At 63.7% G+C, this 24,454-nt stretch carries 40 protein-coding genes; 9 read left to right on the top strand and 31 right to left on the bottom strand.

Features of this window, described 5'->3' with window-relative positions:
• Window positions 1–3: 3 nt before the first annotated feature.
• From DEIPE_RS22210 to DEIPE_RS10005, 25 genes are all read right to left on the bottom strand, one after another.
• Entirely contained in the window at window positions 4–588 is a 585-nt protein-coding gene (locus DEIPE_RS22210; RefSeq protein WP_015235870.1) for a phage scaffolding protein, read from the bottom strand.
• Between the two features lie 33 nt (window positions 589–621).
• Entirely contained in the window at window positions 622–1,986 is a 1,365-nt protein-coding gene (locus DEIPE_RS10105; protein WP_015235869.1) for a hypothetical protein, read from the bottom strand.
• 10 nt (window positions 1,987–1,996) lie between these two features.
• On the bottom strand, window positions 1,997–3,250 hold the full coding sequence (locus tag DEIPE_RS10100; RefSeq protein WP_015235868.1) for a PBSX family phage terminase large subunit: 1,254 nt from the start codon (window positions 3,248–3,250) through the stop codon (window positions 1,997–1,999).
• Window positions 3,234–3,746, bottom strand: coding sequence for a terminase small subunit (locus DEIPE_RS10095; RefSeq protein WP_015235867.1), 513 nt, complete (start codon window positions 3,744–3,746; stop codon window positions 3,234–3,236). The genes DEIPE_RS10100 and DEIPE_RS10095 overlap by 17 nt, the downstream gene beginning before the upstream one ends.
• A 9-nt stretch (window positions 3,747–3,755) precedes the next feature.
• Window positions 3,756–3,971, bottom strand: coding sequence for a hypothetical protein (locus DEIPE_RS10090; RefSeq protein ID WP_015235866.1), 216 nt, complete (start codon window positions 3,969–3,971; stop codon window positions 3,756–3,758).
• 1 nt (window position 3,972) lies between these two features.
• Complete coding sequence (locus DEIPE_RS10085; RefSeq protein WP_157448834.1) at window positions 3,973–4,176, bottom strand: hypothetical protein; 204 nt, start codon at window positions 4,174–4,176, stop codon at window positions 3,973–3,975.
• Window positions 4,173–4,328 carry a hypothetical protein gene (locus DEIPE_RS10080; protein WP_015235864.1) on the bottom strand — a complete coding sequence of 52 codons (156 nt, stop codon included), beginning with the start codon at window positions 4,326–4,328 and terminating at the stop codon, window positions 4,173–4,175. The genes DEIPE_RS10085 and DEIPE_RS10080 overlap by 4 nt, the downstream gene beginning before the upstream one ends.
• A gap of 137 nt (window positions 4,329–4,465) precedes the next feature.
• The gene (locus DEIPE_RS10075) at window positions 4,466–5,008 is read right to left on the bottom strand and encodes a hypothetical protein (RefSeq protein ID WP_041230826.1); all 543 of its coding nucleotides are present in this window, start codon (window positions 5,006–5,008) and stop codon (window positions 4,466–4,468) included.
• Window positions 5,005–5,187, bottom strand: a complete 183-nt coding sequence (locus tag DEIPE_RS10070; RefSeq protein WP_015235862.1) for a hypothetical protein — start codon at window positions 5,185–5,187, stop codon at window positions 5,005–5,007. Before DEIPE_RS10070 ends, DEIPE_RS10075 begins: the two co-directional genes overlap by 4 nt.
• Complete coding sequence (locus DEIPE_RS23950) at window positions 5,184–5,342, bottom strand: hypothetical protein (protein WP_015235861.1); 159 nt, start codon at window positions 5,340–5,342, stop codon at window positions 5,184–5,186. Before DEIPE_RS23950 ends, DEIPE_RS10070 begins: the two co-directional genes overlap by 4 nt.
• Window positions 5,339–5,683 carry a VRR-NUC domain-containing protein gene (locus DEIPE_RS10065; RefSeq protein WP_015235860.1) on the bottom strand — a complete coding sequence of 115 codons (345 nt, stop codon included), beginning with the start codon at window positions 5,681–5,683 and terminating at the stop codon, window positions 5,339–5,341. The genes DEIPE_RS23950 and DEIPE_RS10065 overlap by 4 nt, the downstream gene beginning before the upstream one ends.
• Complete coding sequence (locus tag DEIPE_RS10060) at window positions 5,680–6,096, bottom strand: MarR family transcriptional regulator (RefSeq protein ID WP_015235859.1); 417 nt, start codon at window positions 6,094–6,096, stop codon at window positions 5,680–5,682. The genes DEIPE_RS10065 and DEIPE_RS10060 overlap by 4 nt, the downstream gene beginning before the upstream one ends.
• Window positions 6,096–6,419 carry a hypothetical protein gene (locus DEIPE_RS10055; RefSeq protein WP_015235858.1) on the bottom strand — a complete coding sequence of 108 codons (324 nt, stop codon included), beginning with the start codon at window positions 6,417–6,419 and terminating at the stop codon, window positions 6,096–6,098. Before DEIPE_RS10055 ends, DEIPE_RS10060 begins: the two co-directional genes overlap by 1 nt.
• On the bottom strand, window positions 6,416–6,592 hold the full coding sequence (locus tag DEIPE_RS24490) for a hypothetical protein (protein ID WP_015235857.1): 177 nt from the start codon (window positions 6,590–6,592) through the stop codon (window positions 6,416–6,418). Before DEIPE_RS24490 ends, DEIPE_RS10055 begins: the two co-directional genes overlap by 4 nt.
• A 77-nt stretch (window positions 6,593–6,669) precedes the next feature.
• Window positions 6,670–7,542, bottom strand: a complete 873-nt coding sequence (locus DEIPE_RS10050) for a hypothetical protein (RefSeq protein ID WP_015235856.1) — start codon at window positions 7,540–7,542, stop codon at window positions 6,670–6,672.
• Window positions 7,539–8,099 carry a hypothetical protein gene (locus tag DEIPE_RS10045; RefSeq protein ID WP_015235855.1) on the bottom strand — a complete coding sequence of 187 codons (561 nt, stop codon included), beginning with the start codon at window positions 8,097–8,099 and terminating at the stop codon, window positions 7,539–7,541. The genes DEIPE_RS10050 and DEIPE_RS10045 overlap by 4 nt, the downstream gene beginning before the upstream one ends.
• The gene (locus tag DEIPE_RS10040; RefSeq protein WP_015235854.1) at window positions 8,096–8,380 is read right to left on the bottom strand and encodes a hypothetical protein; all 285 of its coding nucleotides are present in this window, start codon (window positions 8,378–8,380) and stop codon (window positions 8,096–8,098) included. The genes DEIPE_RS10045 and DEIPE_RS10040 overlap by 4 nt, the downstream gene beginning before the upstream one ends.
• The gene (locus DEIPE_RS10035; RefSeq protein ID WP_015235853.1) at window positions 8,377–9,156 is read right to left on the bottom strand and encodes an ATP-binding protein; all 780 of its coding nucleotides are present in this window, start codon (window positions 9,154–9,156) and stop codon (window positions 8,377–8,379) included. The genes DEIPE_RS10040 and DEIPE_RS10035 overlap by 4 nt, the downstream gene beginning before the upstream one ends.
• Complete coding sequence (locus DEIPE_RS10030) at window positions 9,153–9,956, bottom strand: hypothetical protein (RefSeq protein WP_015235852.1); 804 nt, start codon at window positions 9,954–9,956, stop codon at window positions 9,153–9,155. Before DEIPE_RS10030 ends, DEIPE_RS10035 begins: the two co-directional genes overlap by 4 nt.
• Window positions 9,957–10,159: 203 nt before the next feature.
• Window positions 10,160–10,969, bottom strand: coding sequence for a recombinase family protein (locus DEIPE_RS10025; RefSeq protein ID WP_015235851.1), 810 nt, complete (start codon window positions 10,967–10,969; stop codon window positions 10,160–10,162).
• Window positions 10,966–11,187, bottom strand: a complete 222-nt coding sequence (locus tag DEIPE_RS10020) for a hypothetical protein (protein WP_015235850.1) — start codon at window positions 11,185–11,187, stop codon at window positions 10,966–10,968. The genes DEIPE_RS10025 and DEIPE_RS10020 overlap by 4 nt, the downstream gene beginning before the upstream one ends.
• Complete coding sequence (locus tag DEIPE_RS10015; protein WP_015235849.1) at window positions 11,184–11,390, bottom strand: hypothetical protein; 207 nt, start codon at window positions 11,388–11,390, stop codon at window positions 11,184–11,186. Before DEIPE_RS10015 ends, DEIPE_RS10020 begins: the two co-directional genes overlap by 4 nt.
• Window positions 11,387–11,677 (bottom strand): hypothetical protein, encoded by a 291-nt coding sequence (locus tag DEIPE_RS10010; RefSeq protein WP_015235848.1) that lies wholly within the window; start codon window positions 11,675–11,677, stop codon window positions 11,387–11,389. Before DEIPE_RS10010 ends, DEIPE_RS10015 begins: the two co-directional genes overlap by 4 nt.
• A gap of 60 nt (window positions 11,678–11,737) precedes the next feature.
• Window positions 11,738–11,869, bottom strand: coding sequence for a hypothetical protein (locus DEIPE_RS25270; RefSeq protein ID WP_015235847.1), 132 nt, complete (start codon window positions 11,867–11,869; stop codon window positions 11,738–11,740).
• Window positions 11,866–12,072 (bottom strand): hypothetical protein, encoded by a 207-nt coding sequence (locus tag DEIPE_RS10005; protein ID WP_015235846.1) that lies wholly within the window; start codon window positions 12,070–12,072, stop codon window positions 11,866–11,868. The genes DEIPE_RS25270 and DEIPE_RS10005 overlap by 4 nt, the downstream gene beginning before the upstream one ends.
• Window positions 12,073–12,257: 185 nt before the next feature.
• On the opposite strand from DEIPE_RS10005, the gene DEIPE_RS22205 reads away from it, so the two are divergent.
• From DEIPE_RS22205 to DEIPE_RS09975, 7 genes are all read left to right on the top strand, one after another.
• Window positions 12,258–12,749 carry a helix-turn-helix domain-containing protein gene (locus DEIPE_RS22205; RefSeq protein ID WP_052326681.1) on the top strand — a complete coding sequence of 164 codons (492 nt, stop codon included), beginning with the start codon at window positions 12,258–12,260 and terminating at the stop codon, window positions 12,747–12,749.
• A gap of 11 nt (window positions 12,750–12,760) precedes the next feature.
• Window positions 12,761–13,408, top strand: a complete 648-nt coding sequence (locus DEIPE_RS09995; RefSeq protein ID WP_015235844.1) for an ImmA/IrrE family metallo-endopeptidase — start codon at window positions 12,761–12,763, stop codon at window positions 13,406–13,408.
• 44 nt (window positions 13,409–13,452) lie between these two features.
• A complete protein-coding gene (locus DEIPE_RS23945) occupies window positions 13,453–13,797 on the top strand; it encodes a hypothetical protein (protein WP_015235843.1) in 345 nt (114 codons plus the stop codon).
• Window positions 13,798–14,047: 250 nt separating this feature from the next.
• Window positions 14,048–14,290 carry a hypothetical protein gene (locus tag DEIPE_RS23940; RefSeq protein ID WP_015235842.1) on the top strand — a complete coding sequence of 81 codons (243 nt, stop codon included), beginning with the start codon at window positions 14,048–14,050 and terminating at the stop codon, window positions 14,288–14,290.
• The gene (locus tag DEIPE_RS25525; protein WP_083865788.1) at window positions 14,232–14,642 is read left to right on the top strand and encodes a HEPN domain-containing protein; all 411 of its coding nucleotides are present in this window, start codon (window positions 14,232–14,234) and stop codon (window positions 14,640–14,642) included. Before DEIPE_RS23940 ends, DEIPE_RS25525 begins: the two co-directional genes overlap by 59 nt.
• Window positions 14,643–14,761: 119 nt before the next feature.
• Window positions 14,762–16,252 carry a recombinase family protein gene (locus DEIPE_RS09980; RefSeq protein ID WP_015235841.1) on the top strand — a complete coding sequence of 497 codons (1,491 nt, stop codon included), beginning with the start codon at window positions 14,762–14,764 and terminating at the stop codon, window positions 16,250–16,252.
• Window positions 16,253–16,321: 69 nt separating this feature from the next.
• Window positions 16,322–16,828, top strand: a complete 507-nt coding sequence (locus DEIPE_RS09975; protein ID WP_041230823.1) for a ComEC/Rec2 family competence protein — start codon at window positions 16,322–16,324, stop codon at window positions 16,826–16,828.
• Between the two features lie 44 nt (window positions 16,829–16,872).
• Here the strand turns inward: DEIPE_RS09975 and DEIPE_RS09970 are convergent, their stop codons facing one another.
• The 4 genes from DEIPE_RS09970 to DEIPE_RS09955 all read right to left on the bottom strand — a co-directional run bounded on the left by DEIPE_RS09970 (window position 16,873) and on the right by DEIPE_RS09955 (window position 20,076).
• Entirely contained in the window at window positions 16,873–17,334 is a 462-nt protein-coding gene (locus tag DEIPE_RS09970) for a hypothetical protein (RefSeq protein ID WP_157448832.1), read from the bottom strand.
• Window positions 17,335–17,511: 177 nt separating this feature from the next.
• Entirely contained in the window at window positions 17,512–17,751 is a 240-nt protein-coding gene (locus DEIPE_RS09965; RefSeq protein WP_015235839.1) for a hypothetical protein, read from the bottom strand.
• Between the two features lie 178 nt (window positions 17,752–17,929).
• Complete coding sequence (locus DEIPE_RS09960) at window positions 17,930–19,021, bottom strand: LptF/LptG family permease (RefSeq protein WP_015235838.1); 1,092 nt, start codon at window positions 19,019–19,021, stop codon at window positions 17,930–17,932.
• The gene (locus DEIPE_RS09955) at window positions 19,018–20,076 is read right to left on the bottom strand and encodes an LptF/LptG family permease (RefSeq protein ID WP_041230821.1); all 1,059 of its coding nucleotides are present in this window, start codon (window positions 20,074–20,076) and stop codon (window positions 19,018–19,020) included. The genes DEIPE_RS09960 and DEIPE_RS09955 overlap by 4 nt, the downstream gene beginning before the upstream one ends.
• Window positions 20,077–20,442: 366 nt before the next feature.
• Here DEIPE_RS09955 and DEIPE_RS09950 point away from each other — a divergent pair, with 366 nt between their 5' ends.
• Complete coding sequence (locus DEIPE_RS09950; protein ID WP_015235836.1) at window positions 20,443–21,495, top strand: S8 family serine peptidase; 1,053 nt, start codon at window positions 20,443–20,445, stop codon at window positions 21,493–21,495.
• Between the two features lie 26 nt (window positions 21,496–21,521).
• Here the strand turns inward: DEIPE_RS09950 and DEIPE_RS09945 are convergent, their stop codons facing one another.
• Both DEIPE_RS09945 and DEIPE_RS09940 read right to left on the bottom strand, forming a co-directional pair.
• The gene (locus DEIPE_RS09945) at window positions 21,522–22,337 is read right to left on the bottom strand and encodes a hypothetical protein (RefSeq protein ID WP_015235835.1); all 816 of its coding nucleotides are present in this window, start codon (window positions 22,335–22,337) and stop codon (window positions 21,522–21,524) included.
• A gap of 67 nt (window positions 22,338–22,404) precedes the next feature.
• Entirely contained in the window at window positions 22,405–23,205 is an 801-nt protein-coding gene (locus DEIPE_RS09940) for an HpcH/HpaI aldolase family protein (RefSeq protein WP_015235834.1), read from the bottom strand.
• A 342-nt stretch (window positions 23,206–23,547) separates the two neighbouring features.
• On the opposite strand from DEIPE_RS09940, the gene DEIPE_RS09935 reads away from it, so the two are divergent.
• On the top strand, window positions 23,548–24,408 hold the full coding sequence (locus DEIPE_RS09935) for a phytanoyl-CoA dioxygenase family protein (RefSeq protein WP_052326679.1): 861 nt from the start codon (window positions 23,548–23,550) through the stop codon (window positions 24,406–24,408).
• The last annotated feature ends 46 nt before the right edge of the window (window positions 24,409–24,454 follow it).

Raw genomic sequence — 24,454 nt, 5'->3', positions numbered from 1 at the left:
TCCTCAGGAGTTCAGGTCTTTCTGGATGGCGTCCCAGTTGGCGTTGATTTCCGCTGGGGTCATGCGGTCCAGGTCAGCCTGGGTGTACTTCTTGCCTCCGGTGCCTTGTGAGCCTCCACCGCCACCGGGCGCGGTTGGAGCAGCTGCGGGTGATGCCGCGAGGAACGGGTAGCGTTCAAGGAACGCATCAACTTTCGGCGTGCCGTCCTCCGCGAGGTGTTCGGTGCCGAGCAGTTTGAGGGCAGCGTCGACATCCACGACTTTCCCGGTCAGGCTCGCCTTGAGGCGTTCCTGCCTGAGTTCGGTCCTGGCGGCTTCGAGTTGTGTCTGCAGTTCCGTGAGTTGAGCTTGGGTTTCCTCGGCCATCCTGGTCTCCTTTTCCGACTTGAGGGATTCAAGCTGCGCTTGCAGCGCGGTGAGTTGCTCACGCGCGGCGTTGCGTTCACGCCTGAGGCGTTGCTCGGTGCGGGCGTGCTTGTCGGTCGGTTCGGGAGTCTCTGCACTGGCGATTTCCACGTCCGGCGTGGCGGGTGCAGGCGGGGTCTCCGTCGCCACGTCCTGCGTGGTTCCGGTGGGTTCGTCTGTCATCTGGTTGCCTCCTCAGCGCGACCAGCGCGCCGGTTAGGGTTGAAGGTCAAGCGGCCCGGTGGGAACCGCGGGGGTGGGTGGGGGTTGGTCGTCTTGCGTTTCGGCTTTCTCGATTTCGTCATCACTGATCGCCACGCCCGTGCTTTGCAGCAGACGCAACCAGGTGCCGGTCGGCAGGCCTTGCGCTTTGGCGTCCAGCAAAAACTGCCGTTCCGCCTGAATGTCCACCGCGAACTGCGGTTTCAGGGTGGCTTGCCAGCCGTCACCGATGGCGCTGTCCATGCCGGCCGCAAGCGTGATCGCTTCCGTGAGGGCGTCCGCGAGGAGGTCGCAGAGGCTGGTCGTGAGTTGCGTTTCGGCGTTGCGGCCTTCCGCGAGCTGCAGACCGCTGCTTTCCCGTCCGCTGATGTCGTACGAGCTGAGTTCTTCCTTGAGGGCCCGGCGGGCGTTCGCGACGCGGGTTTCGAGGGGGCTCAGGTCGATGGGGTTGAGGCGTTCGTAATCGTCGGTGCTGCGCAGCACTTTGCCTTGCCGTGGGCCGATGTTGAGGTTCTGCTTCGCGAGTTCCTTCTCCGCGCCGTCCGGTCCGCTGAGCGCGTCGACCATCCAGTCGGAGAGGAACTTATGCTCTCCGAACGCGCCTCGTTCAGCGGCGGCGTTCAGGGCGACGCTGGCTTTGACGAACTCCTTGAAGGCGGGCATGGCGGCCTGCGCGAGGCCTTCGGGTTCGCGTTTGGCGTCGCGGGTGAAGACGCGAAACGCGACGGGCAGGCGGTCAGGCGCGTGCTTCTGCGGGTAGCTGGTGTTGGGTGGGCGGTCGTTGTACTTCTGCCAGTCATCCAGGCCCGTCCATTCCTCGAGGAGCGCGGGCGTGAAACGCCAGACAGTGTAGAAGGTGTGACCGTGCTGCTGGTAACTTTCGACTTTCAGCAGGCCCAGCACATTCGTGATGTTCCCCGGGTCGGTGATGGGGTGCAGGAAGCCTGTGAGGACGCTGATGCGTACCGGTCCGCCTGGTTCGTCCCGGTAGGGGAAGAAGGCGAACTTGCCGCTGGTGAGGGCGTCGATGCTGGCGTCTTCCGTGAGTTGCTGCGCGCCTCGCAGGAGCAGCGTCAGGGCGCTGTCGTCGCGTTCGCTTTCGGTTTCGTCCGCGTGATCCCACTGGAGTTTGGCGTTGCGGACGTTGTTGCTGATCTTCCGCACGGTCTTGCGCAATTCGTTGCTGAAGTGCCCGTTGGCGCGCGCGAAGTCCACGCTGGTGCCGGGGAACAGTTCGGTGATGAGCTGCTCGATGCCGACGCCACTGACGGCGTTGCGGGCGTTGAGTTCGTCTTCGCGGTTGAGGCGGATGTGGGTGAGGTTGGCCTTCATGGCCATGATGGCTTGATCCAGGTCCATGAGTGCCCTCCTAGAGGCGAGTGTTGACGGTCATGATTCCGCCAGGCTGGAAGTAGCGGGTGTGCAGTCCGTACCTGAGCGCGTCGAGCGCGTGGTCGTCCTTCTTGACGGGCTCATTGCCGGGGTCTCTGGCGCTGGTACCTTCGGGCCACTTGTAGCGACCGAGCTCACGGATGAGGTTCTTGCAGGAGTTGAAGATCCGCACACGTGGCTGCATGTTCTGCCCGACGGGCTTGAGGAACTGCTGCACGGTGGCGATGCCAGGCATCTTCTCTTTCTTCGCGGGCCTGAGGCCTCGGACGTTGTACGTGCGTTCCAGCGTGAGGCTGTCCGCGACGTCATGGTCCCGGTAGATGACGCTGACCTCGTCCTTCTTGATAGCCGCAGCGACCGCGTCAAGACCCACTTGTGCTTCGTACCATTCACCCGTGACGTACACGTACCCCTGGCTGTCCTCTGCGAACCACAAGAGCGCGTGCGGGTTGGCACCACCGAAGTCCAGGGCGGCCCAGCGGGTCATGCCGGTGAGCGGCTTGGGTTCGATGATGTGCGTCTCGCGTCGGAAATCCTTGTACACCAGACCTTCGAAGTTCACCCATTCGCCGCGCAGGTAGCGTTGCGCCATCTCGTGCCCGAGGGATTGCTCGAGTGCGCGGATGTAATCGGCGGGCAAGAAGGGGTTGGCGTAGGTGTTGCTCTTGACGAGCTGGAAGCCTTCTTTGGGGTCATCGACGAACCAGCCGTGCAGGTAATGCTCGGGATTGTCGGGGTTGCAGCTGGCGTACAGGCGGCGGCTGCCGATCTTGCGGCGCAGGCGTCCGAGTACTTCGAGCACGGTGGCTTCCGGGATGGACGTGACTTCCTCGATCACGGCGAAACCCAGGTTCAGCGAGCGGATGCGGTGCCGCTGGCGCTTGGCGTCTCCGCCCACGAGCGGCCAGAAGAGCACCTGGCTGCCATTCCAGAAGGTGTACTTGCGGTCACTCCCGTGGTACTTCACCAGTCCGGCGAGCATGTACCCGGCGATCAGCGCCTCGAAGTCCGCCTGGAGGGTCTCCTTCAGTTGCGGCGTGGTTTCCGCTCCGGCCAGTCCGAGCGTGCCGGGATGCTCCAGGCATTCACGCAGGATGATCCAGGCGTTCGTGAGGGTCTTGCCGCTGCCGTACGCGCCGCTTTGCAAGGTGAACTTCGCGGTGCTGCTGTACGTGTCCCACTGGTGCGGCAGGGTGGGTTCGGGCAGGCCATGCTCAACCTGCAGGTGCACGGGCCGCCTCGATTTCCTCAGGGGTCATGGCGCGCTGAGGCATGTTGATGATCACGGTGGGTTTCACGCTGCCGTCGTCATCTTTGTTGAAGTCACCCTGCATCTTGCCGAGCAGCTCTGCGGCTTTCAGGCGGCTTGGGAAATCCGGCGCGCCTTCGGTCAAGCCTTCCCGGGTGACGAACGTCGCCCGGCTCTGCCCACGCAGCACGGCCGTGAGGAATTCCTGGCGTTCGCGGGCCGTGGCGATCGCAGCGGAGGCGGCTTCGTCCGCGAGTTCTTTCAGTCGCGCCTGAACCTTGTCACTTCTCAACAGGCGGGAGCCACTGGAGGCGGCGGTCTTTTCGCTGTAGTTGGCGGCGATGGCGGCTTTGGTGGCGTTGGGCTCGGCGTGGTAGGCGAGGCTGAAGTTTTCGATGCGTTTGGCGCTGTCGGTCTTTTCGCCTTTGGGTGCGTTGCGTTTGGTGGGCCGTTTGGCCGCGGGTTGTTTTGCGGCCATGGACTCTCCTTACTGGAAGCTCTGCAGGAACGTGTCGAGCGCTTTTTGTTTGTCGTTGCTGATTCGGGCAACGACGGCGGGCGCGACGCTGGCGGGTGGTTCGTCGAGCAGCCCGAGGTTGCGCAGGATGCTTTCGTACCAGCGGGTGATGTCAGCGAGTTGGCGTCTCGTCAGGTTCGGCAGTGGCGTCGGTGCAGCCAGCGGCGTTTTTTGCTGCCGGGCCATGTCACTCGTTCCTCGCGTCGTGCATCCAGGGACGCCGTTTGCGGTACTCGATTTCTTCGAGGAGTGCCCGGCGGTACTCGTTGGGGAGGTGGGTGCGGTCGAGCTCCTGGAGGGCTTGGAGGCTGCGGGCGCGGCTGTGCATGGCGAAGTCGGCGGGGCTGCGGTGCAGGTGGGTGATGAGCGTGGCGTAGTCGTGCTGGGTCACGGGAGCACGCACCATTCGAGCCGGACTTTGTTGTCTTTGACTTCGACCCGGTAGCGGCGGAGTTTGCCGGCGTGGCTGTTGAGTCGCCGGGCGGTCTGCTGCGCGACGGGGAGGTCCGTGGGGATATAGGTGCGAGCCAGGTTCCAGACCATGCGGACCTCCGGGTGCAACGAAAAAGCGCCCCGGTTGGGGGCGCTGGTGTGGTTTTGAGTCAGTGCTGACTGATACCACAATCTTAAGGTGTCTTGTCAAGCTTTTCAAGTTTCCTTCAGGTTGCGGGTAAGTGCGTTTAAGAAAGCTTTACTTTTGTGCGTTTGGCGGAGTGGGTGATGAGCTCACTGACGGGCACGCATTCCGCCTCGAGGATGCCGGGTTGTGCGCGTGGCGTGTATTCGCTGACGCTGAGCACTTCGATGTCAAGCCCCAGGGAGTGCAGCAGCGCTTCGTACGCTTCGAAGGCGGCGTTATCCCCGACGATGCCTTGCTGGTGCAGAGCGATGAGGGTGCGTTCCTGCTGCGTGAGGTGACTCAGCGCGGCGGAGTAACGGACGCGGGTGAGGTCATACCGGCAACCGCACGTCAGGAGCAGGCTGCCTTGGCGGGCGGGATGCGTGACGTACAGGTTGATGACTTCCCACTGTGGAAAGCCGCGGGATTCACCCGGGGTGCCGTACGTGGCGTTCGGGCGGGTGATGGGGTATCCCTCGCCGTTGCTGACGCGCGTCATGGTCTGAATGACGAGCGCTCGCCACAGGAGGTCGTAAGTATTGCTGGGCACGGTGGGCTGGGGAGCCATGAAGCCTCCTGTGAAGCGGGCGAGGGTTTGGGTCATGGGCGTTTTCCTTTCCGGAGGGCGCAAGGCTGGCATCTGTAATGGCCGAACTGCAGTTCGGTGAGGGGGCCGTTGCAGTGCCGGCAGGTGCTTTGCAAGCTGGGTGCGAAGACCCGGTCGAGCTGGGCTTCGAGTTCCTGCCTGTCTTTCGCTTCCGGGTACAGCACGAGGGCCATCATGGGGTGACCTTGACGGGCTGCAGGGTGAGGGTGCCGTTCTGACGGCGGATGATGACGTACTGCCTGCAGTTGCCGCACCGGGCGAGGTCACCGTCACGATAGGCGTGCGCGACCCGGCAATCCAGGCCGCACGAAGGGCAAGGTACGGTGGTCATGGCTGGTAGACCTCCTGAGACGCGAGGGCGTGCTGATGCCGGGCGCGGGTGTGCAGGAGCGCCACGACCTGCTGCTCATCACGGATTTCGTGGACGGTGATGCCGCACGCCGCGGCTCGGGTGCGGAAGGCGAGTTGCGCCTCGCGCATCTTGCCTTTGAGCGTCTTGAGTTCCAGCAGGATCGCGCGTTCACCTTTCACGGCGAGAACGTCGCAGAACCCCACGAAGAACGCGCCTTTGTGTTTCGTTTTGCCCATGCTGGCCCGGTCTGCTTCCATCACGAGCCAGCCGGCGAGCTCGAGCAGGAACACCACGCGGGATTGCAGGTGCGCTTCGCTCATACGTTCACCGCCCGTCGGTACACGCGCGCTCCGCAGGTGGTCTTATCGAGGCGCAGGTAGCCTTCGTTCAGAAGGGTCTGCAGCACGACCGGTGAGCAGCCGGGGATGAGTTGAGCGGCTTCCTGGCGGGTGAGTTCCACGATCGGGTCGGCGAAGTGCTCCCGCACGAGTTGCAGGCGTGAACGGACAGTCTCCTCGGGAGGCTTGGGGGTCGCGCTGGCGAGTGTGACGATGACGCCCTGACCGAAGGCGGAGCGGCGTTTGTTCACGCGTCCTTCGCGATCGAGGTCCCGGACGAGTTGGCTGGCGCAACCCTGGGTGATCCGCACGGCGTCAGCGATGCCAGTGATGCTGTCCCCATGGGGATGCGCCTGGAGGTGCGCGAGGATCCGTTTGGCAGCCGGGGTGATCATCAGATGGCCTCCGCTTCCACGTCGAGCAGCCAGGCGAGGTCGTCGAAGTCACGCGCAACACTGCGCCCGATGCACATCAAGGTCGCCTGCATGTGCCCATCAGGCGCCAGGTCGGCGGCGCGCAGCAGATACTGGGTGAGGTCCGCAGCTTCCTCCAGGGCGTGCTGCAGTACGGTCGCGTAATCACCCGGGTAGGTGTCGAGCGTCTGGCCGTACTTGCTGATGCCTTTGTCGGTCTGCTTCTGGAGTTGCTGGCGGGCGCGGTCACGCTGGACGAGACCCTGAGCGCGCTGGAGGATGGTGGGCGGGGTGTACCGTGTCATCGGCCCGCTCCCCAGTGGTCGCGTTTGGGGAGGACTTGCTGTTCGAGGGTGCTGATCCGCGCGGCTTGCCGCTGGGCGAGGCGTTCGGCTTTACGGGCGCGGGTGTCGGCACTGACAGCGAGACTGAAGAGGATGACGTTCAGGGCGATCAGGATTAAGAACAGTTCGGGCATGCCTTTACTCCATTCTGTGAAAAACCTCATGTGGAGGGCGAAAAGCAGGGGCAACGGTTGAGGCTGCCCCGGTCAGGTCAAGCGGCGCGGCTGCTGGCTTGCTCGCGCAGGTACTGCCGGCAGAAGGCAGCGTGGTCCGTGACGAACTGACGCCACTCCCACAAGTCCGGCGACTGTCCGCGCTCACGTTGCTGGTAGGCGTGCCAGCTCATGCGCTCGAGGGCCGTCGTGGGTGCGAGGGTGGTGTTTTGGGTGTTCGGCATGCTGGCCTCCGTGGGCGCGGTGAGCGTTTCGAGTTCCTGGTTCAGGCTGGCCACGACTCCACGCAGGGTGCCGAGGTCGTGCTGCAGTTGCCTGCGCTCCTCGTTGAAAGTGCGCTCGCGAGTGATAAACGTCTGACGCTCCCGGGAGAGCGTCTCGCGAAGCTTCGCGAGTTCCTGCGCGTGCGCTTCGCGTTCCCGGACCAGTTGGGCAGAGGCGGCCTGCAACTGGCGTTCGAGTTCCCGTGCTTCTGCTTGCACGGCCTCCACACCAGCGAGGGCCATGTCCATCGCGGTCCGCAGCTCCAGCGTTTCCTGCTCCACGTACGCCGGGACGCGCACGGTGGTCTCCTCGAGGACGCTGGCTTCGTAGTTGCCCTGCGCGACCGAGCGGGCTTCTTCGTAGGTCGCTTCGAGTTCACTGACCGGGCAGCCTTCGTGGACCTTGCGCGCCAGGATCAACACGGTCGTGATGCCGTGCTCGAGAATCGCCGCGCCGATGTTGTTCTTGTTGTGGTCGTAGCGGCGCCCGGCGAAATCCGTGGCTTTCTTGACGCTCTTGCCGAGTTCGGCGTACGTCAGGCGCGTGAAGTACTCGGTGGAGGCCCGGCTGGGTTGAACCTGGCGGCCTTTGAGGAGCGCGACGACGTGCGGGTCGATCAGGGTGGTGAGGGTGTTCGTTTGCGTCATGCTCCTCGCTCCTTGAGCCACGCGCCGAACTGCCGGGCGTGCTCGGTCGTGAATTCCACGCAGAGGCTCGTGATTTCCGGCAGTTCGGCATTCAGGCCCGCGCGCAGTTCATCGCGGATGGCTTTGAGTCTCTGGTGCGCTTCGAATGGGACGGGCACGCTGATAGTGCCGCCGTTACGCGCGGATTGCGCGCGCTCACGGACGCTGCCGGAGTTCACTGCTGACTGCACTTCTGCTTCGCTGGTCCCACCCGCGAGCAACTGACCGGCCGCGCGGAGGTCCGTGGCGGTCGGGGCGGTGATGCCTTGCGCGAGCGCGCGACCCTGATCGAGGAAGTAACTGATGCTGCCTTCCTTGATGTCCGTGCGCCGTCCGCACAGCCACGGTTTGAAGCCCTGCGCGCGTGAGATAGGACTATCCAGGAAGCGTTCGTGTAACGCGAACACCTTGCGAGCGAGCCCCAGGCCCTGCAGTTCGTGTTGCGCGAGCATCTCCGCGACCTGGTCGGCTTCCTGCTCGAGCGGGAGGGGTGCGACCTGCTGGTAAGAGAGGGTCACTCCTGCCTCCAGGTGAAACGCCAGCCTTCATGGGTCTGGGTGACGTAACCCCGGCGGATGGCGTGACCGAGGGCTTTCTCCGCCCGGTCGACCAGGGGCACGCCGTTGTCTTTGGTGTACGGGTTCATCGCCATGACGTCCGCGATGGCCTGCACCCACGCGGCGTAACTGGCGGGCTGGTAGCGCATCATGGCCGCGGCGAGTCCGGCGAGCTGACGGCATGAGCGGGCCTTCCGGCGCTCCTCGATGGCTTCATCCGTGTGGTACGCCTGCCCGGTCATCGGGTCGCTCCCGCCCACAGGCGACTCACGAGGTCCGCGACTTCCTGGCGTTCGGTGTGCTCGCGGTACTTGGTGGTGAAGCTGATCTCCATCACGCGGCCCTTGATGCGCCCGGCCGCGCGGTCCCCGATGACTTCCGCGAGCAGCTGCGGTTTGAAGTTCACGGTGAGCAGGGTGGGTTTCCCGGCGTCGTAGCGGCGTCCGATGACTTTCTCGAGGCGGGTGAGGCTGAATCTGTTGTTCTCAGCGTCTCCGCTGCCGATGTCGTCGAGCATCAGGAAGTCCACGGCGACGAGGCGCTGGAGTTGCTGACCTTCGCTTTCGAGGGTGCGGTCGTTGAAGGAATCCCGCACGCCATCCAGGAAGCGGGACCAGTCGAGCTTCATGGCGGTCGCTCCTCCTCCCATCGCGGCGCGGGTGATCAGGACACCGGCGTGCGTCTTACCGGTGCCGGTGACGCCACTCAGCACGACGTTGAGACCGCGTTCGATGACGTCCTCAACATGCCGGGCGATGCTGTGCGCGGCCTGCCAGGCGCGGCTGGTGAGGTCGAGGTCATTCCAGCTGGCGGTGTACGCAGCGTCCGTGAGCCCGGACGCTTCGAGGCCGCTGGCGTGCGCGGTCGCCGCGAGGTGCGCTTCCCATTGCCGGCAACGCGCGACGAGGGGCGCGCGGCCCTGTTCGGGTGGGTACTGTTCCACTTCGATCCAGCCGGCGTCGCAGCTGCGGTCGGTGCGGAGGGTTTGCTGGCAGACCTGGCAGGTGTCCTGAGTCATCGTGTTCCTCCGACTGCGGCGAGGGCGCGCTGAATGGTGGCTTCCTGTTCGGCTTCGACGTCGCTCCAGTCCTCCGCGTCGATGCGGTTGCGGGCCGGGAGACCCGTGAGGGGCAGGTTTCCTTTCAGCCCTGCCTTCCAGGCCGGGGCGCGCTCGGCGAGGGTGGCAGGCGCGAGCGGTCCGGACCGCCAGGCTTCGTTGGTGCGGATCCACGCGACCACCTGGGGAATGTCCGTGTCGCTGTACCCGGCAGTGGCGAGGCTCTTGGCGGCCTTGCCGACCCGGCCACGGGCTTCGTTGGTGAGGTTTTCCGCGCCGCCGTAGCAGGCCAGGGCGATGGAGGCGAAGATCAGCTGGAACCCGGAAGGCAGCGCTGGGGTTTTCCGGGCTGGCTTCGGGGTGGGGACCTCGACAACCGGCGCGGGTTCCTCCGCGCGTGTCTGTTGTTTTTGTTCTTTATTCCTTACTTCCTTACTTCCTTTATTCAGGGAGTCACTGGAAGCCGTATCAGACGTGCTTTTTTCGCTTTCGACGCGAGTAGATTTGCAAGAGCGTTGCGGAAGCTTTGCAAGAGCGTTGCACGCGCAGTGCTGACCATCCGCACTCAGCACGTACCCGAGGGCGGCCAGTCGAGCGAGTCCGGCCTGCGTGGTTCGCAGGTCAATCTCAAGCGCGATGGCGAGTTGTTTGGTGCTGTAGGTGTTGTCGCGGTAGAGGCGGTGTCGCACCAAGTAGTTCAGGAGTTTGATGTCACTGGCGAGCGTGAGGGTCTCGTAGGCTTCGAGTGCCCAGTTGGGCATCAAGGTCTCCTCGCCGCGCTTCATTGCGCTTCACCGGCGCAATTCAACAGAGCGTGAAGTTTTTCATAGGGCGTCTTTGTTGGGAACTCAGACGCGAGAGGGAGCGTACTTTTATCATTCATGCAAGACCTCGGCTGTGGTTGGCTGGGACGACAACAATCGGAAGAGAATGGAGGGACCGTTGGCGCGGCCCCTTTTTTTTGTCAGTTCGTATTTGCCAGCAGGCGAGACGCCTGCCAGTTCGCCAGTAACTCCTGCGGCTCCTTGCAGGCACTCAGCACGGTCAGGACCGTTCTGGCCTGGTCTTGCGTGAGGTCCTTGCTGCTCGCCAGCGCGGGCAGGCTCAGCAGCCACGCCAGGAAGTCGAGCTTCTGCGCCCGTTCGTCGTCCGTGAACTCGAAGCGGCTCTGCAGGTACCCGTTGATCGCACCGAACTGGCCTTTGGTGGCCTTCTCGGGCTGGTCAGCGGGCATGGAGATGACTTCTGCATCCATCACTTGCGTCGGGGCTTCGATGGCGCGTTGTGGGGCAGGTGGTGCCTGCACGGTCAGGTCACGTTGCGCTTCCTCGTCCCAGCGTTCCTCAGCAGCGCAGAGGGCCACGTCGAACGCCCGGCGCAAGGCCATCACCTCACCGCACTTCACGGCCATCTCGGGGCCGTACTCTTTCGCCATGCGCTGCGACTTCGGAAAACGGCCGATATAGGTGAACGGGCGCCCCATGTCCTTGCGGTACACGGCGACTTTCGCGGTGTAGTGCGTGTCCGTCTCACCCTGCTCCAGCACTTCGATGCCGTCAAGTTGCCCGCTGGCGTGCGCGACGTGCAGCAGACCATCCCGGGTGACGTACATGCGGCCCTGGATCAGCACGGCGTGCTTGAGGATCGGGTCGAGGCTGTACCGCTCGCACACCAGGACGAGGGCCTGCGCAGCAGGGTCGCGCATGTTGAGGTTCAGGTGCCGGAGGATCGCTTCACGGTCGATACCGTCATGCAGCTTCTCGATGGCGGTCATGCGGCACCGTCCATGAGTTGATCGACACCCCATCCGAACATCAGCGCGACGGTCATGAGGGAGAAGAACCACACGGCGTCACGGACTTCTCCCCCGACAGACCAGGCGATCAGGAACGAGACGGCTCCTGCCAGCGCCACGAGGCCGATCAGGGCGAGCAGGACGGGCAGCAGGCCTACACCGGCCGCGCGCTTGAAACTCCGGGCGAGGGTGGTCATGACTGGCCACCGACGCGGGCGATGGCGTACAGCTGCAACGTCCAGCCGAACAGTTCCGGGGTCTCCCCTTTCAGGGCGAGGGATATCAGCGCGCCCACTTCGCGTCCGTCCATACCGGTGACGCGCATGATGCTGTGGGCGCTGTGAAGCGTGGCGGGAAACAGGTGGTTGCTGCTGCCTCGGGTGAGCAGGAAGTGCGTCATGCGGTCCGTCCTTTCGTGACTTCCTGAGTGCGCAGGGTGCTGGCGCGGTGGCCGCTGCGGTTCCCGCGGGTTTCCTGCAAAGCGAGGACGCGCAGCTGCTTGGTGCTGGGCGTGTCGAGCTTCTCGTCGATGGCGGCGCAGGCAGCGGCGAGGCTGGGGTGGCTGCCGTAGCTGGTGTCGTAGGTGCCGTGGTTGCCCCACTGGTCGATGAAGTGAGCTCGGTACGCCCAGCCGGTTTTGACGCCGGGAACGGTTGAGCGCGCGTGGATGGTTGGGGTATGCTGCATGGAGAAGTCCTTTCCTTACAGGCGCCCGCGACTCTGACCTCGCGGGCTCTTCTTGTGGTCTCAGCTCGCCGATTTGACGGGCTGACCATCACGCGCGGTCGGCGCGGTTTTGGCGGTGTTCTGTTTGGCTTCCTGGCGGCGCATCCAGTCGAGGAGCCAGATGGCGCGCTTGGAGAGGTGAGGCGAGGTCATGCGACGGCCTCCTGTTCTTCGAATATGGGATTTTGAATATTCGAGATCGGAAAAAGATCCTCTTCGGGCATCGCCAGGAAAAGGGAGATGACCTTGCGAGTTGCTTTTTGGGTCTTCTTGCCCTGAGTCACGTGCCAGACGGTTTTAGTGTCCAAGCCGGTTCCAGCGGCAATTTCTGCGAGCGATAGGCCGCGCTGATCCATTACCTGCCTCAACCTGTTCACCTCTACATAGTAATATTCCTATTCCCATTTTGTCTATGGGCCATATGGGTTTCATACTTTAAGGCCTTTGGGAACTTTCCTAGGAATATTACGTATATGCGGGCATGGAATCAGGAATATGGCGCCCGGCGTACCAACCCCCAATCCTGGCGAGCGCCGTGTTTATGACGACGAAACTCGAACCGCGTGAATGGCTGCGCGAGGTAAGACAGGACCGCAACATGCGGCAAGAGGACATTGAGGCGAAGACCGCCGAGCTCGGTGCAAAAATCAGCCAGTCCCATCTCTCGAAGATCGAGCGCGGTCATGCGACGTTCTCTTCGCTGGGACCCGAACGGATGGATGCCCTGCGCCGGGCACTACGCATCAGCCCAGAAGAATGGGCAGCGAACACGGGGCTTAAGATCGTCTCACCCGAAGATGTCTCCCCTGCCTCCACCAAGCTCGACGTCACTGCTCCCCCACCCCTGGAAGTGACCGACAGCCTCCGCGAAGCCATCGAACGATTCGCAAAACCCGGCAGTCGCTACGCCGACATGGGCGAAGACCGCTGGTTGCGCCTCCTCACCAACATCGACCACCGCGTCGAACCAGAGACCCCCGAAGAGTGGCTCGAGGTCTACATCGACCTCTCCAAACACATCAACCCGAAGTAACCGGAGGCCATGTGGACGCCCTGATTGCCGACTTCCTCAATTACGTTCAGACCGAACACCAGCGCACGGGATATGAAACAGACCCACAAGCGCTGTGTCGGAAACTCAACATCGAGTACCGGATCGGCGGTAAAAACATGGCCTACGGTGGCGACCCCGCATTCATCTACGTCAAACGAGACGAAAACGGACCCCGCCGCCTCTTCAACAGTGCCCATGAAATCATCCACGTCCTCATGGCCCGCGGTGGGTACAAGACCCTGATTCAACACGAACACGCCTGCCTCGGCAAGAAAATCAAAGAGCACATCGAACAACTCGTCAACTTCGGCGCTGCACAACTGATCATGCCCCACCCCCTGCTGACCGAAGCCCACCGCCGGTTTGGCGACACACCCGCCGCCATCATCTACCTCACCACGCACAGTGGCGCCAGCATCGAAGCAGCCATGCGCCGCTGGGCCTGGCAGGACATCACCGAGCGCCGCGCGGCCTTCCTCACGTACGGCAGCTACGTGCACGACATCACCAGCTGCAACTACCAACTGCCGTTCTGGCTGTACGACCGCATCCCAGAGCCACACGTCGTATTCGAAGAAGCCAAGCTGCTCTGCCTGCCCGACAGCCGGAAGTACTTGGGCACCTTTACCGCGAACTGACCGCACATTCGGCCCGGCTGCAAGTTTCAGCACTGAAAGGAAGTATGACAAGACGCACCCAGATCCCAGTTCCAGAAGGAAGCAAAGCCCTGAATGTGCGCTTCGAATCCAAGCCAGATTTACCTATCACGTTCACAAATGCAGTGAATGTCAATGTTGCAGGAAGCATGGTTTACTTCGACTTTGGGGTAATCGACAGCTTCAGGGTTGGCGACCTCCTGCAGAGTGGAAAGAAGGAGCTCACAGTGACAATCCCTGTCATCTTCAGAGCAGCCATGCCCATTGACGACATGCGCCAATTGCACGCCCGACTCACGCTGCAAATGCAAAGACTTGGGATTCCCCCCCTTGAACCCTCTGAGATCGAGGACCCTCATGCCGAAAAATGAACAAAGAAAGTTCGTGAGTAACGAGGGATACAACCAACGTTTCACGCAGGTTGCCATAAGGCCAACCGTGCACGGGAGAGTAGCCTCTCTCCTGCGTACCTCGACTCAAGCCTACGACGAACCTTCATTCCGTGCAGTGCAGCGATATCCGTCTGGGACGAGTATTCCAACTGCAATCGCCATACCCAGCAACGCCGAATTTGGCACTTTTCGGGATGCTGTAAGAGTTCAGGTAGTACCATCAGAACACATGATCCAAGAACTCGTTCAAGGCAAGCTGGAGGAATTCCAGGACTTGGGCTATATCGGCCACCTTGAACCAGTTCAGTTTGACGGCGAGTCACTCACAGCGACAGCCTACATTCCTCGTGAACACTGGAATCGCCAAGATCGTCAACGCATCCTGAGTGCCCTGACAGATCTCGAAGACGAGCATGACATCACCGTTGAAGTTCGTCTCACGCGCGAGCGTGAACATGCCCCAGGCGAGTGAGCATTACGGCCAAGCGGACAGCAACGAACGGTTTATCAGTGATGTAGACGACCAGCGTTTCCCGGACTGGGCGATTACATCTCGATACTACGAAGCTGTTCACTTGGTACGAGCTTGGCTCGCTGAACGTGGTGAGGATAGTTTTCCGGATCACAGCACAGTTCGTCGATTGTTGCGCGATAAGGGATTTCCACGGGCGGCAAAGGAGGCGTACAAGGACCTTGAGCAGCTGAGCCAAGACGCCCGTTATGAGTGCTACGACGCTACCGTTTTGGCACCTGACATTGCTGATGCCCAGCATCATCTTGAAGTTATCCGTCGTGTTGTTCGGCCTCGAAGACAACCTCAATAGACGGGCTCAAGACCTGCCGTAATAGTTGGACCCGAAACATACAAAGGCCGACGTTGCAATGGGACGATGTCACCAGACCTATAAAGCCGCTCGATAGCTACCAGCACTGAAAGGTTGTCGTGACCCGCCGCTCCAAATCCACCCCTGAACCCACCAGCACCCGCCTGCTGGCCTACGTTCGCGTCAGCACCCAACAGCAGGTCGATGATGGCTTCAGCCTCGCCGGCCAAAAAGCCGAACTGCAAAAATGGGCCGCCTACCAGAACCTGCCCCTCGACGAAAACCTGATCTTCGAAGACGCCGGGATCAGCGGACGCCACAACCTCCGGCCCGGCCTCGAAGCGATGCTCAGCACCCTCAAGCCGGGAGATACCGTCGCCACGTACGCCCTCAGCCGCCTCGCCCGCGGAGGGGCCATGCAGACCCTCGCGCTCGTCGAACGCATTCACGACGCCGGGGCGCGCATCGTGTTCCTCAAAGAGCAGATCGACACCACCAGCCCGTACGGCCGCATCATGCTGGTCGTCCTCAGTGAAATCGCCCTGCTTGAAATCGAGCAGATGCGTGAACGCAGCGAAATGGGCCGCTTGCAAGCCGCCAACGAAGGCCGCATTCCCCTCGGCAGCAGCAGTCGCCCGTACGGCCTGGAGATCGACGATGACGGTTACCCCGTCTGGGATGAAGAACGCGCCCGCACCATCCGGCGTCTGTTCGACCTGCGCAACCAAAAACTCAGTTTGCGCGCCGTCGCCAAGGCTCTCGAAGAAGAAGGCCACCCCACCCGGCGCGGCAAGAAAGCCAGCTGGGAGAGCGGCGTGGTGCACCTCATCCTGCGCAACCCGGTCTACAAAGGCGAACTGATCTACCGGCAGGACCGCGAACGCATCGTCATTCCCGTGCCGCCGCTCGTCAGTCCTGAAGACTGGCAGCGCGCACAAGGCGGCTACGCCGGCCAGCGTTCCCACGTGAACCCCGAGAAGTTCCCGCTCACCGGTCACCTGGTGTGCACGTGCGGAAGTGCCCTGGTGGGTCAGTTCGCCCCACGCGCCAAAGCGCACTACACACCGCACCTGTATTACGCCTGCCTGCCGGAAGTGCGCCACACCGAGCACTGCCCCACCAACGGCAAACGCCGCCGCCTGTGGCGCACCGATGAACTCGAACGCGCGTACGTCGAAGCGCTCGCTGCCCTGCTCGAAAATCCACATGACCCCTTGCGCATCCAGGCGGCGTTCGGCGCTCCCCTGCCGGAAGACCCGCACGTGCAGGAACGCCAGGACGTGAACGCCATGCTCGAAGAACTGCTCGACCTGCGCCTGAAAGGCCAGGTGACCCGCGCCGCGTACGAACGCCAGTTCGAGATTCTCAGCGACCGCCTGAAGCGCCTCAACGCACCCGCTCCCCTGCCGATCCGCGCGCCGGACGTGCCGGACCTCTCACACCTCGCGCAGCTGGTGCGCGGTGCGAAAGGACGCGACCTCGCGGAATTCCTCGATGAGCTGGGTGTCGTCGGTCAGGCACGCGGAGAGAGCCGGGGGTTGTCGCGCAGCCGGGACCTGCCGCGGCCTGAGATCACGGTGGAGATCATTGACTTCCAACCGCTGGCTTGATGCTTGGGTTGGATGTGACGCGCTCGTTTGTAGCACGCGGACGCGGATCATATCGAAGGGCTCACGAGCGTGCTGCGGTTGCTGCCGGTGGGCGAGCTGTGGATCGGACATCGCGCCGACGACCCGGTACTGCACGAACTGCTGCGAGCCGCGCGTGAGCGGGACGTGCCGGTGCGCGAGGTGCGGCGTGGCGACTCGCTGACGGTGGAGGACGCGACCTTCACCGTGCTGTGGCCCCAGGGCGTACCGTGGAGCTCGAAGGACAACGAGAACAGCGTGGTGGTGAAGCTGCAAGACCGCGGGTTTCGCACGGTGTTTCTGGGAGACATACCCGCCCCGCTGGAGGATCTCCTGGGCATCGGAGAGGTCGACCTTCTGAAGGTCGCGCACCATGGCTCGCGCTTCTCGACGGGTGAAATGTTGCTGAACGAGACCTCACCGCCAGACGCGGTGATTTCGCTCGGTCGGAACACCTATGGCCATCCCAGCCAAGAGGTACTTGCGCGTCTGCAGACGCACGGCGTCCGGGTGTGGCGTACCGATCAGCAGGGCGCGGTGCGCTGGCCCCTGCCTTGACGGAAGGTCAGTTTGCGCCGACTGGTGCAGGCGGCGAAAGGGACTTAGTTGAGCGGTCCGCGCGGCGCTTTCGGGCGTGGGCCCCGCGAGGAGCGGCGTGGGCCGGGCAGCGCGGCAATGCTGCCGAACAGCAGCAAGAAGGCCAGTGCGCTCACCACGAAGTTCGCGAGGGCTGCGGGCAAACCGATGGCCAGCACGATCAAGGCGATCATTACGCCGAATCCCCACTTCTGGAGTGCGCCGGGGGTACGCAACTCGAACTGCACCTTCGAACGCAGGCCCACCAGCCAAGCCCGCCACGCAAGCGGAATCGGCACGTTTCCACTGCGGCTTTCCCAGAACACCAGGGCGATCAGCACCACGCGAAAAGCATGGCTGGCCGCCAGCCACCAGTCCTGGCGCCAGGCGGCGGCGACGCCGCTGTAGACGCTCAGCGCGGCGTACAGGGCCAGCAGCCACAGCATCATGACGCTCAGGGTCGGCTGGGACGAAGGAGAAGGCCTCATAACTTTTCTGTTATACGGTATCTGGACCAGCAGCTGGTAACACGCCGCGCAGAATCACGCGGTCTTTTCCTTTTCGGACACGACCAGCCGGGCACACCCTGGTACTGCGCCCCCTCGTGTGGGTTCGGCGGGCAATACGCGACTTGTGAATGAACTGCAGCGCCGGGTGGGTGTCGCTCAGGCTTTCGCCAGCGCCTTGAAACTGCTGGCCTTCTCGCCCAGCCCCATGCGCTCGTAGCACACGCTCAGCTTGCTGGCGAAAAACTGGATGGCCTGCTCGTCCTCGCGCCGCTCGGCGGCTTCGAGACAGGCCCGGTACATTTGCACGGCGACGTGAAGGGAACCCTCGGAGGCGGCGGCTTCGGCACGGCAGTGACAAAGGCGCAGGGCAACGATGTTGAGCGGTGGGTGTTCCATCAGTTCCCCAAGTGTACGAGGCGCCCCACCGCCTTGACTGGGAGTTAACGCAGTTTTCACGTCACCGATTCGTTTCATTAACCTTGCGTATGAGACGAGCAAATTTTGCGGCGTTTCGGCAAGCAGAATCGTCCAGATACGGCGGGCAGGACTGAAGTTCCTGCCGCTCCGCAGAAATTCAGCGTCGTTCGGCCAACACCAGCAGCACCGCACCCGCCACCAGGTACAGGGCGTCCGGCGCCCAGGCAGCCAGCGCCGGCGCGAGCGCGCCCTGCTCACCCAACACCCGAAAGACACTCCAGGTGGCGTAATACGCGAAGGTGAGCAGCAGCACCCACACCAGTCCCAGCGCCCCCCCGGTTCGGAAGGTGTAGAGCGCCAGCGCCACCCCGAAAAACGCAAAGGCCAAGGCGGCCAGCGGCTCTGCAAACTTGCGGTGCAGGGCCGTCAGTTCAAAGCTGGCATCCGAGCCGTTCTGACGCAGGGTCTGCACTTTGGCCAGCAGTTCCCCGATGGGCAAATTCACCGGCAGGACACTTCCGGCTCCGGTGTCCAGGGTGGCCTGCAGATCCTGCACGGGCAGCAGCGCCGTCTCGAACGTCGCCACCGTGGAAGGACGGGCGTTCTGGAACGTCACGCGCTGCCCGTCGTACAGTTTCAACACCGACGTGCCGGGCAGCAGCTCACCACGCGCGGCCGTGATGACCTCGCGCGCCGGGCTGGCCAGCTGCGTCTGCACCACGCTGACCCGCTCGAAACGCCCACCGGGCAGCACCCGGTCCACCGTGATGGCCCGTCCGAAGGCGTCGCGCAGCACCGTCCCTTCCTGACCCAGGCCCAGCACGCGCGGATTGTCGAGCAGAATTTCACGGCTGGTGGACAGGCTTTTTTGCGCAGCGCGCGGCACCAGCGTCTCGGAATTGGCGAAACTGACGACGGCCACCAACGCCGCCAGGCCCAGTGCAGGCCACATCAGGCGGTAAGGCGAAAGTCCGGCGGCCAGCATGCTCTTGATCTCGGCGTCCGAGGCAAGGCGGGAAAGGGCCAGCAGCACCGCGAAGAGCAACGCGATGGGCAGTCCGCGCGAGACGCCTTCCGGAATCGAGTAGGCGGCCAGTTTGGCCACCAGCAGTGGAGCGGCACCTTTGGCCAGCAGGGGAGCCAGCACGCCATACAGGGCGGCCAGCAGGTAAAGCAGCACGGCAACCAGCAGACCGGCGGCGAGCAGGGGGGTGACCTCGCCCAGGATGTAGCGGGTGATGCGGCTCACAGCAGTCTCCGGGCAACAATCAGCGAGGTCAGCAGCAACAGCACGTTGGGCAGCCACGCGGCCAGCATTTCGGGCACCGCGCCCAGCTTGACCAGCTGCGGCATGGCGCTCCACACGACGTAGAACGAGAAGATCAGCAGCACGATGGCAGCAAAAGACCAGGCGCGGTTGCGCAGCAGCAACCCCAGCGAGCCGGCGGCCAGCGCGAACCCCAGCGCGGTGAGGGGATCGGCGAAGCGCCGCTGCAGCTCGAAGCGGTACGAGCGCTGATCGCGAATGTCGAGGGAGGTGTCGCGGGCACGCTGACGCAGTTCACCCAGCGTCAGGTGTTCCGGAGGAGCGCTGGGCGGGCGCAGCAGGTCGGTCTGGCGGACACGTCTGGTTTCCGCGCGAAAGACCGGCGGACGGTCGGAGCGCGTTTCCCAGTACGAACGAAATTCCCAGACCTTGCGGCGCGCGTCCCAGATGCCGGTCTGCGCGCTGTAGGTGACCGTCGGCGTCTGAATCAGCACCCCGCTGAGCGTCGCGCGGCCAGAATCGTTCTGGTCACCCTGGACCCGTCCGGCATAAAACAGCGTGTCACCGTTCTGCGAGCGGAAAGTGTAAAGGTCCTGGCTGGGCGGGTTGGGCGAGCCGTTGAACCACACGCGGGTCCAGGCATCGTTGAAGCGGACATTCCCGGAAGGAGTGAGCACGTTGGCGTTGTAAAAGCCAAAAGCGCTCACCAGCAGACCCAGCAATACCAGCGGCCAGAGGGTGCTGATCGGGCGCACGCCGCCGGCCGCCAGGGCCTTGAGTTCGCTGTCCTTGGCGAGCCGTCCGAAGCCGATCAGGATGGCAAAAGGCACCGCGAGGGGCAGGACCCAGCCGATCAGGAACGGCAGGCGGGCCAGGTACAGCTCCAGGCCAAGTGCGAATGAGGCATTGTTGCGCAGTAGGGCGCCGACAATCGAGGAAATCAGATCGGTCGTGGTGAGCAGCAAGAACACCGCGAAGCCGGCCGCATACAAGGGAAGCACCTCGCGAACGACATACCGTGCAAGTCGAAGGGGCACGACGGCAATTGTAGAGCCTTCCGGGATGAGCGCGTTCGCCGTCTCGATGAGGAGTGCCGCCCGCGCGCCTGGCTCCGGGGGCGGCCAATGCAGCCTGGGCCTTCACCGTGAAGTGCCGGGCTGGGAAGGTCAACCCGGCATGCGGGAATCCTTTTAAAGAATTCTCATATTTGAGACGTTCCTTTCTGTGCTGCTTCTCCAGAAGCAGCTGAGCCCAGCGTCATGAGCTTGCACGCTCACACAACTAATATTGGGTTTTATGGCGCCTGACACCCCTGCGGCCCGCGCAATAAAAATTCAGAAAAATGAAGGTGTCTTTGTGTTACCTTAATTTTAGCTTCAGCTAATTCACCGAGGAGCACTGCCTTGACGCCCGTCATCTCCTTCACGCTTTCCCGTCTGACCGCGCTCGTCGCGCTGAGCCTTTTTTCGGCCACGGTGGCCCGCACGACCTCACCAGTCACCTCAGAGGAAATGCGTATCCACGGAGAAGCCTCGTGGCGCGTCGCGACCAGCCTTTGGGGCAGCGCGCCCTGGCGGCCCAGCGGGCCGAGCGGCTTCGGACCGAGTGCCAACCGCCTGCGCTTCGAACAGATCCGGCTGCAGGTTGCCCGGCAACTGAGCCCCCGGCTGGGTGAAGGCGTCACGGTGGCCATTCTCGACACCGGCGTCGATTCCGAGCACCCCGATCTGCGGGGTGTCCTGAATCACGCTGCCGCGTACGACTTCATCACGCGGCAAAGCGGCGCGGGCGAAGAAGAAGGTGGAAGCTACACCGGTCATGGCACGGCCGTGGCGGGCATCATTCACCAGATCGCGCCCAGAGCCCGTCTGCTGCCCCTGCGGGTCCTGACGGCCGAGGGGCGCGGCGCTTCGGACAACGTGGCGCGCGCCATCCTGTACGCCGCCGATCAGGGCGCGAACGTCATCAACCTCTCGCTGGGCTGCGCACAACGCAAGCCGGTCATCACCGCGGCCATCGAGAACGTGATGGCGCGCGGCGTGATCGTCGTCAGCTCGGTCGGGAACCAGAACCGCGCCAGCGCCGACTATCCGGCAGCCGAAGCGCCACAGGCTGCGCTGCTGGTCAGCGTCGGAAGCGTCGATGCGCAGGGCACCAAGAGCAGCTTCAGCAATTACGGCAACACCGAGGTGAATGCCAACGGAGAGCGCGTCGCCACCCTCTTTCCAGGCGGGACCACCAACGTTACCGGCACCTCCTTCGCCACCCCGCAAGTGGTGGGCCTCATTGCGCTGGCCCTGGCGGAGGGACGCACGCCGAGGGAGGTTACCGAACGCCTCGTCGGGGGGGCCGAGCGTCTGGATGCACTCAGCGCCAACGCGCCTTACCTGGGACAGCTGGGCGGACTGGTCAACGCCACCCGGCTCTACCCGGCGCCCAGCCTTGCTCAGCGCTGAGCGGACCCCTCCACGCGGTCCTGAACCTACTCCGCATCGCCACCTTCGCTCGGCTGCAGCTGCACCGTGGGAAAACGCTGCACCACGCTCAAAACGTCAGCGTGTAAAGCGGCAGGAAGATGCAGGTGCACGATGCTCGCCCGCGCCAGGGGAGTCAGCAGGGTGTGCAGTGCGCGCTGCAGCGCTTCACGTTCACTGCGGCCACCGGCTTCCACCTCGGGCCAGTCCAGCTGCAACTGCGCCCGCACCTCGGCGCCGATCCGGTGGAAACGGACGCCCTCCAGGCGCAGTTTCCAGGGCTCGAGCACACCGGGAAGGGCCGCACCGGCTGCGCGGGAAAGCGGCGCTCCGGAAGCGGCGCTCCGCGACAGCTCACGCGCTTCCGCGGCCGCGTTCTGCACGCCGGATCCCGGTCGTGAGTTTGTTTCGGCTTCACGGGCCCCTTGTTCGGCGGCCCGTGAAGCGCGGTGCATGGCCGCCTGATGCACGCCGGTGTTGCGCAACACCGGCTGTACGAACACGTCACAGAGGTGCGCGCGCGCCGCTTCACCGGCCGGTGAGCGCAAGGCGCCCTGGATCGCCTGCAGCTCGAGGTCCGAGTGCAGCAATGCGCTGGCGCCCGCCGGGAGCAGACGCAGGCCGGCATGAATCGCTTCGCTTTCCGCCCACAGCGAGTCGCCGCCTGGCACAGCGCCGCTCACCTGAAGCACTTGCCGCGTGGCAGGCTGCACGGCGCGCGCCGCCCAGCCGCAGAACGTCTGCCGCCGCTCGTGTCGGCAGCTTCCATCGGTATACACCAGCCAGGTGCCGGGGGTGGAGGTCTGATCGGAAGCAGCGGGCATGCCCCCTCACGCTACTTCTTTGCGCCCGAAGTTCCTGGAGTGGACGTTGATTCTTTCTTGGGGCGGCTCAGCAACGCGTGGAATCCGAAAGTGCCTCATCCAGGTCCCGCAGGGCGCTCACGGCAGCACTGAGGGCGGCCTGATACACCAGCACGTCGGCGCCGTAGGCGATCATGTCGTACCCCAGGATGCGCCAGGCGCGGGCCTGTTCGAGGTTGGTGACGAAGATACCGGCGGTGAGGTCTCGTTCGCGGGCCGCGTCCGCCACGATGCGAAGCGCCCCGAGAAACTCGGGGTGGTCGTACTGGCCGCTGATTCCCAAATCATGCGCGAGGTCGGCCGGACCGACGAGCAGCACGTCCACCCCGGGCGTCGCGGCGATCGCGTGCACTTCACGCAGTCCTTCGCGGCTTTCGATCTGGCAGATCACGGTGGTGCTGTCGTTGGCACGCCGCGTGAACTGGGCCGCGTCGACCACCTGGAAATCGGTGTTGGCCCCGGCCAGCAGCACGCCCCGCCGTCCTTGCGGCGCGTACTTGGCGGCCTGCACGACGTCGCGGGCCATGGCGGCGCCCGTGACGTTGGGAACCATCACGCCCAGCGCCCCCGCATCGAGCACGCGCGAAATGAAGTGGGCCTGCGCGCTCGGCACCCGCACGAACGGCGTGACGGGAGTCGCTTTCAGCCACGCGATGAGGTTCGCGACGTCCGCGCTGCTGAGCGCGGTGTGTTCCATGTCGATCAGCACGAAGTCCAGCTGCGCGGACTGCAACAGCTTGGCCACGCCACGCGAGGTGAATTCCAGCAGCAGGTGACCGACGGCCACGCGGCCTGCTGTGCGCACTTCCTGAAAGGTGTTGGGTTTCATGTCTCGCCCGTCATCTTGACAGGGCGAGGGCAGCGCGGACAGGCCCGGGAGGCCGATCACAGGCTCTGGCGGACCTGAAGCGCTTTCCTGCTTACACAATAGTGGCTTTCCTGAGTGACCACCGGTTGCTTCTTATCTGGAGCGGCTGATAGCCTTGAAGAAGCTCAGGCACTCCCTCCCGCTGTTGGTCCGCTTCACGGTTTCACCGCCGCATCCTCGATTTCGCTCGCCACGTCAGGGTCAGTTCTGATGACCGGGTACGTCGGTCCTCTTTCGATCACACAGACAGCCGAAGGGGTGTTCTGTGTGCTGGCGACAAAGCCAACCTTCAAGGAGAACAGCATGACCATCACCAGCCAGGAGCAAGTCACCCCCGTCATCGCGCCGCCCGCCGACTTCGATGTCGCCAGCGTGATGGGCGCCCTGTACGGCCCCGGCATCACCGCTCAGAAGGGTGCCTTCGAGCGTCAGTGGGTACAGGAACTCGGCGAGGACATTGCGGTGCTCTACGAGGAAGCCCTCAAGCGCCCAGGGGGGGCCGTGGGGCGCGGACCCAAACGCCACTACGTGGAGATCCATCCCGAGGATATCCGCGGCTTCGTACACCTCGTGACGCACCCGTGGGTCACGGCGGTCTGCGAAGCGGTGCTGGGCCCCCACTACAAGGTCGTGGAGATCGGCTTTGACGTGCCCAATCCCGGCGCGGTCGATCAACCCTGGCACCGGGACTTTCCCGCGCCCGACGACACGGTGGTGGGACGGCGCCTCAACTCGCTCGCTTTCAACCTCACCACCGTCGACGTCTACGAAGACATGGGCCCGTTCGAGATCGCTCCGGGTACCCAGTGGGACGACGCCAGCGAATTCGAGCACGGCATGTTTCCGCCCAAGTCGTTTTACCCGCGCTACTTCGAACGCGCCGAGCGCAAGATGCCCAAGATGGGTGATATCTCGGTGCGCTCGGCCCTCACGATTCACCGGGGCACCGCCAACCATTCCAACAAGGCCCGCCCGGTGCTGGTCCTGGGCGTGGACGCGCCCGGCGCCACCAACGCCGAACGTCACGATTTGCAGGTCAGCCGGGCTTACTTCGAGCAGTTGCCCGAATACGTCAAGCAGCACCTCACCTACCGGCTGGTCGACGAGCTCGAACCCATCGTGCAGGGCCACACCATCGAGGGCCTGATGATGGGCGAAGCCTGAGCCGCAGTCCCACATCCGCTTCTGAACAGCAGGAACGCCCGCTCCC

This window comes from Deinococcus peraridilitoris DSM 19664, assembly GCF_000317835.1.
GTDB lineage: Bacteria > Deinococcota > Deinococci > Deinococcales > Deinococcaceae > Deinococcus_A > Deinococcus_A peraridilitoris.
The sequence above is the reverse complement of the archived record's forward strand: the minus strand, read 5'-3'. Positions and strand labels throughout refer to the sequence as shown.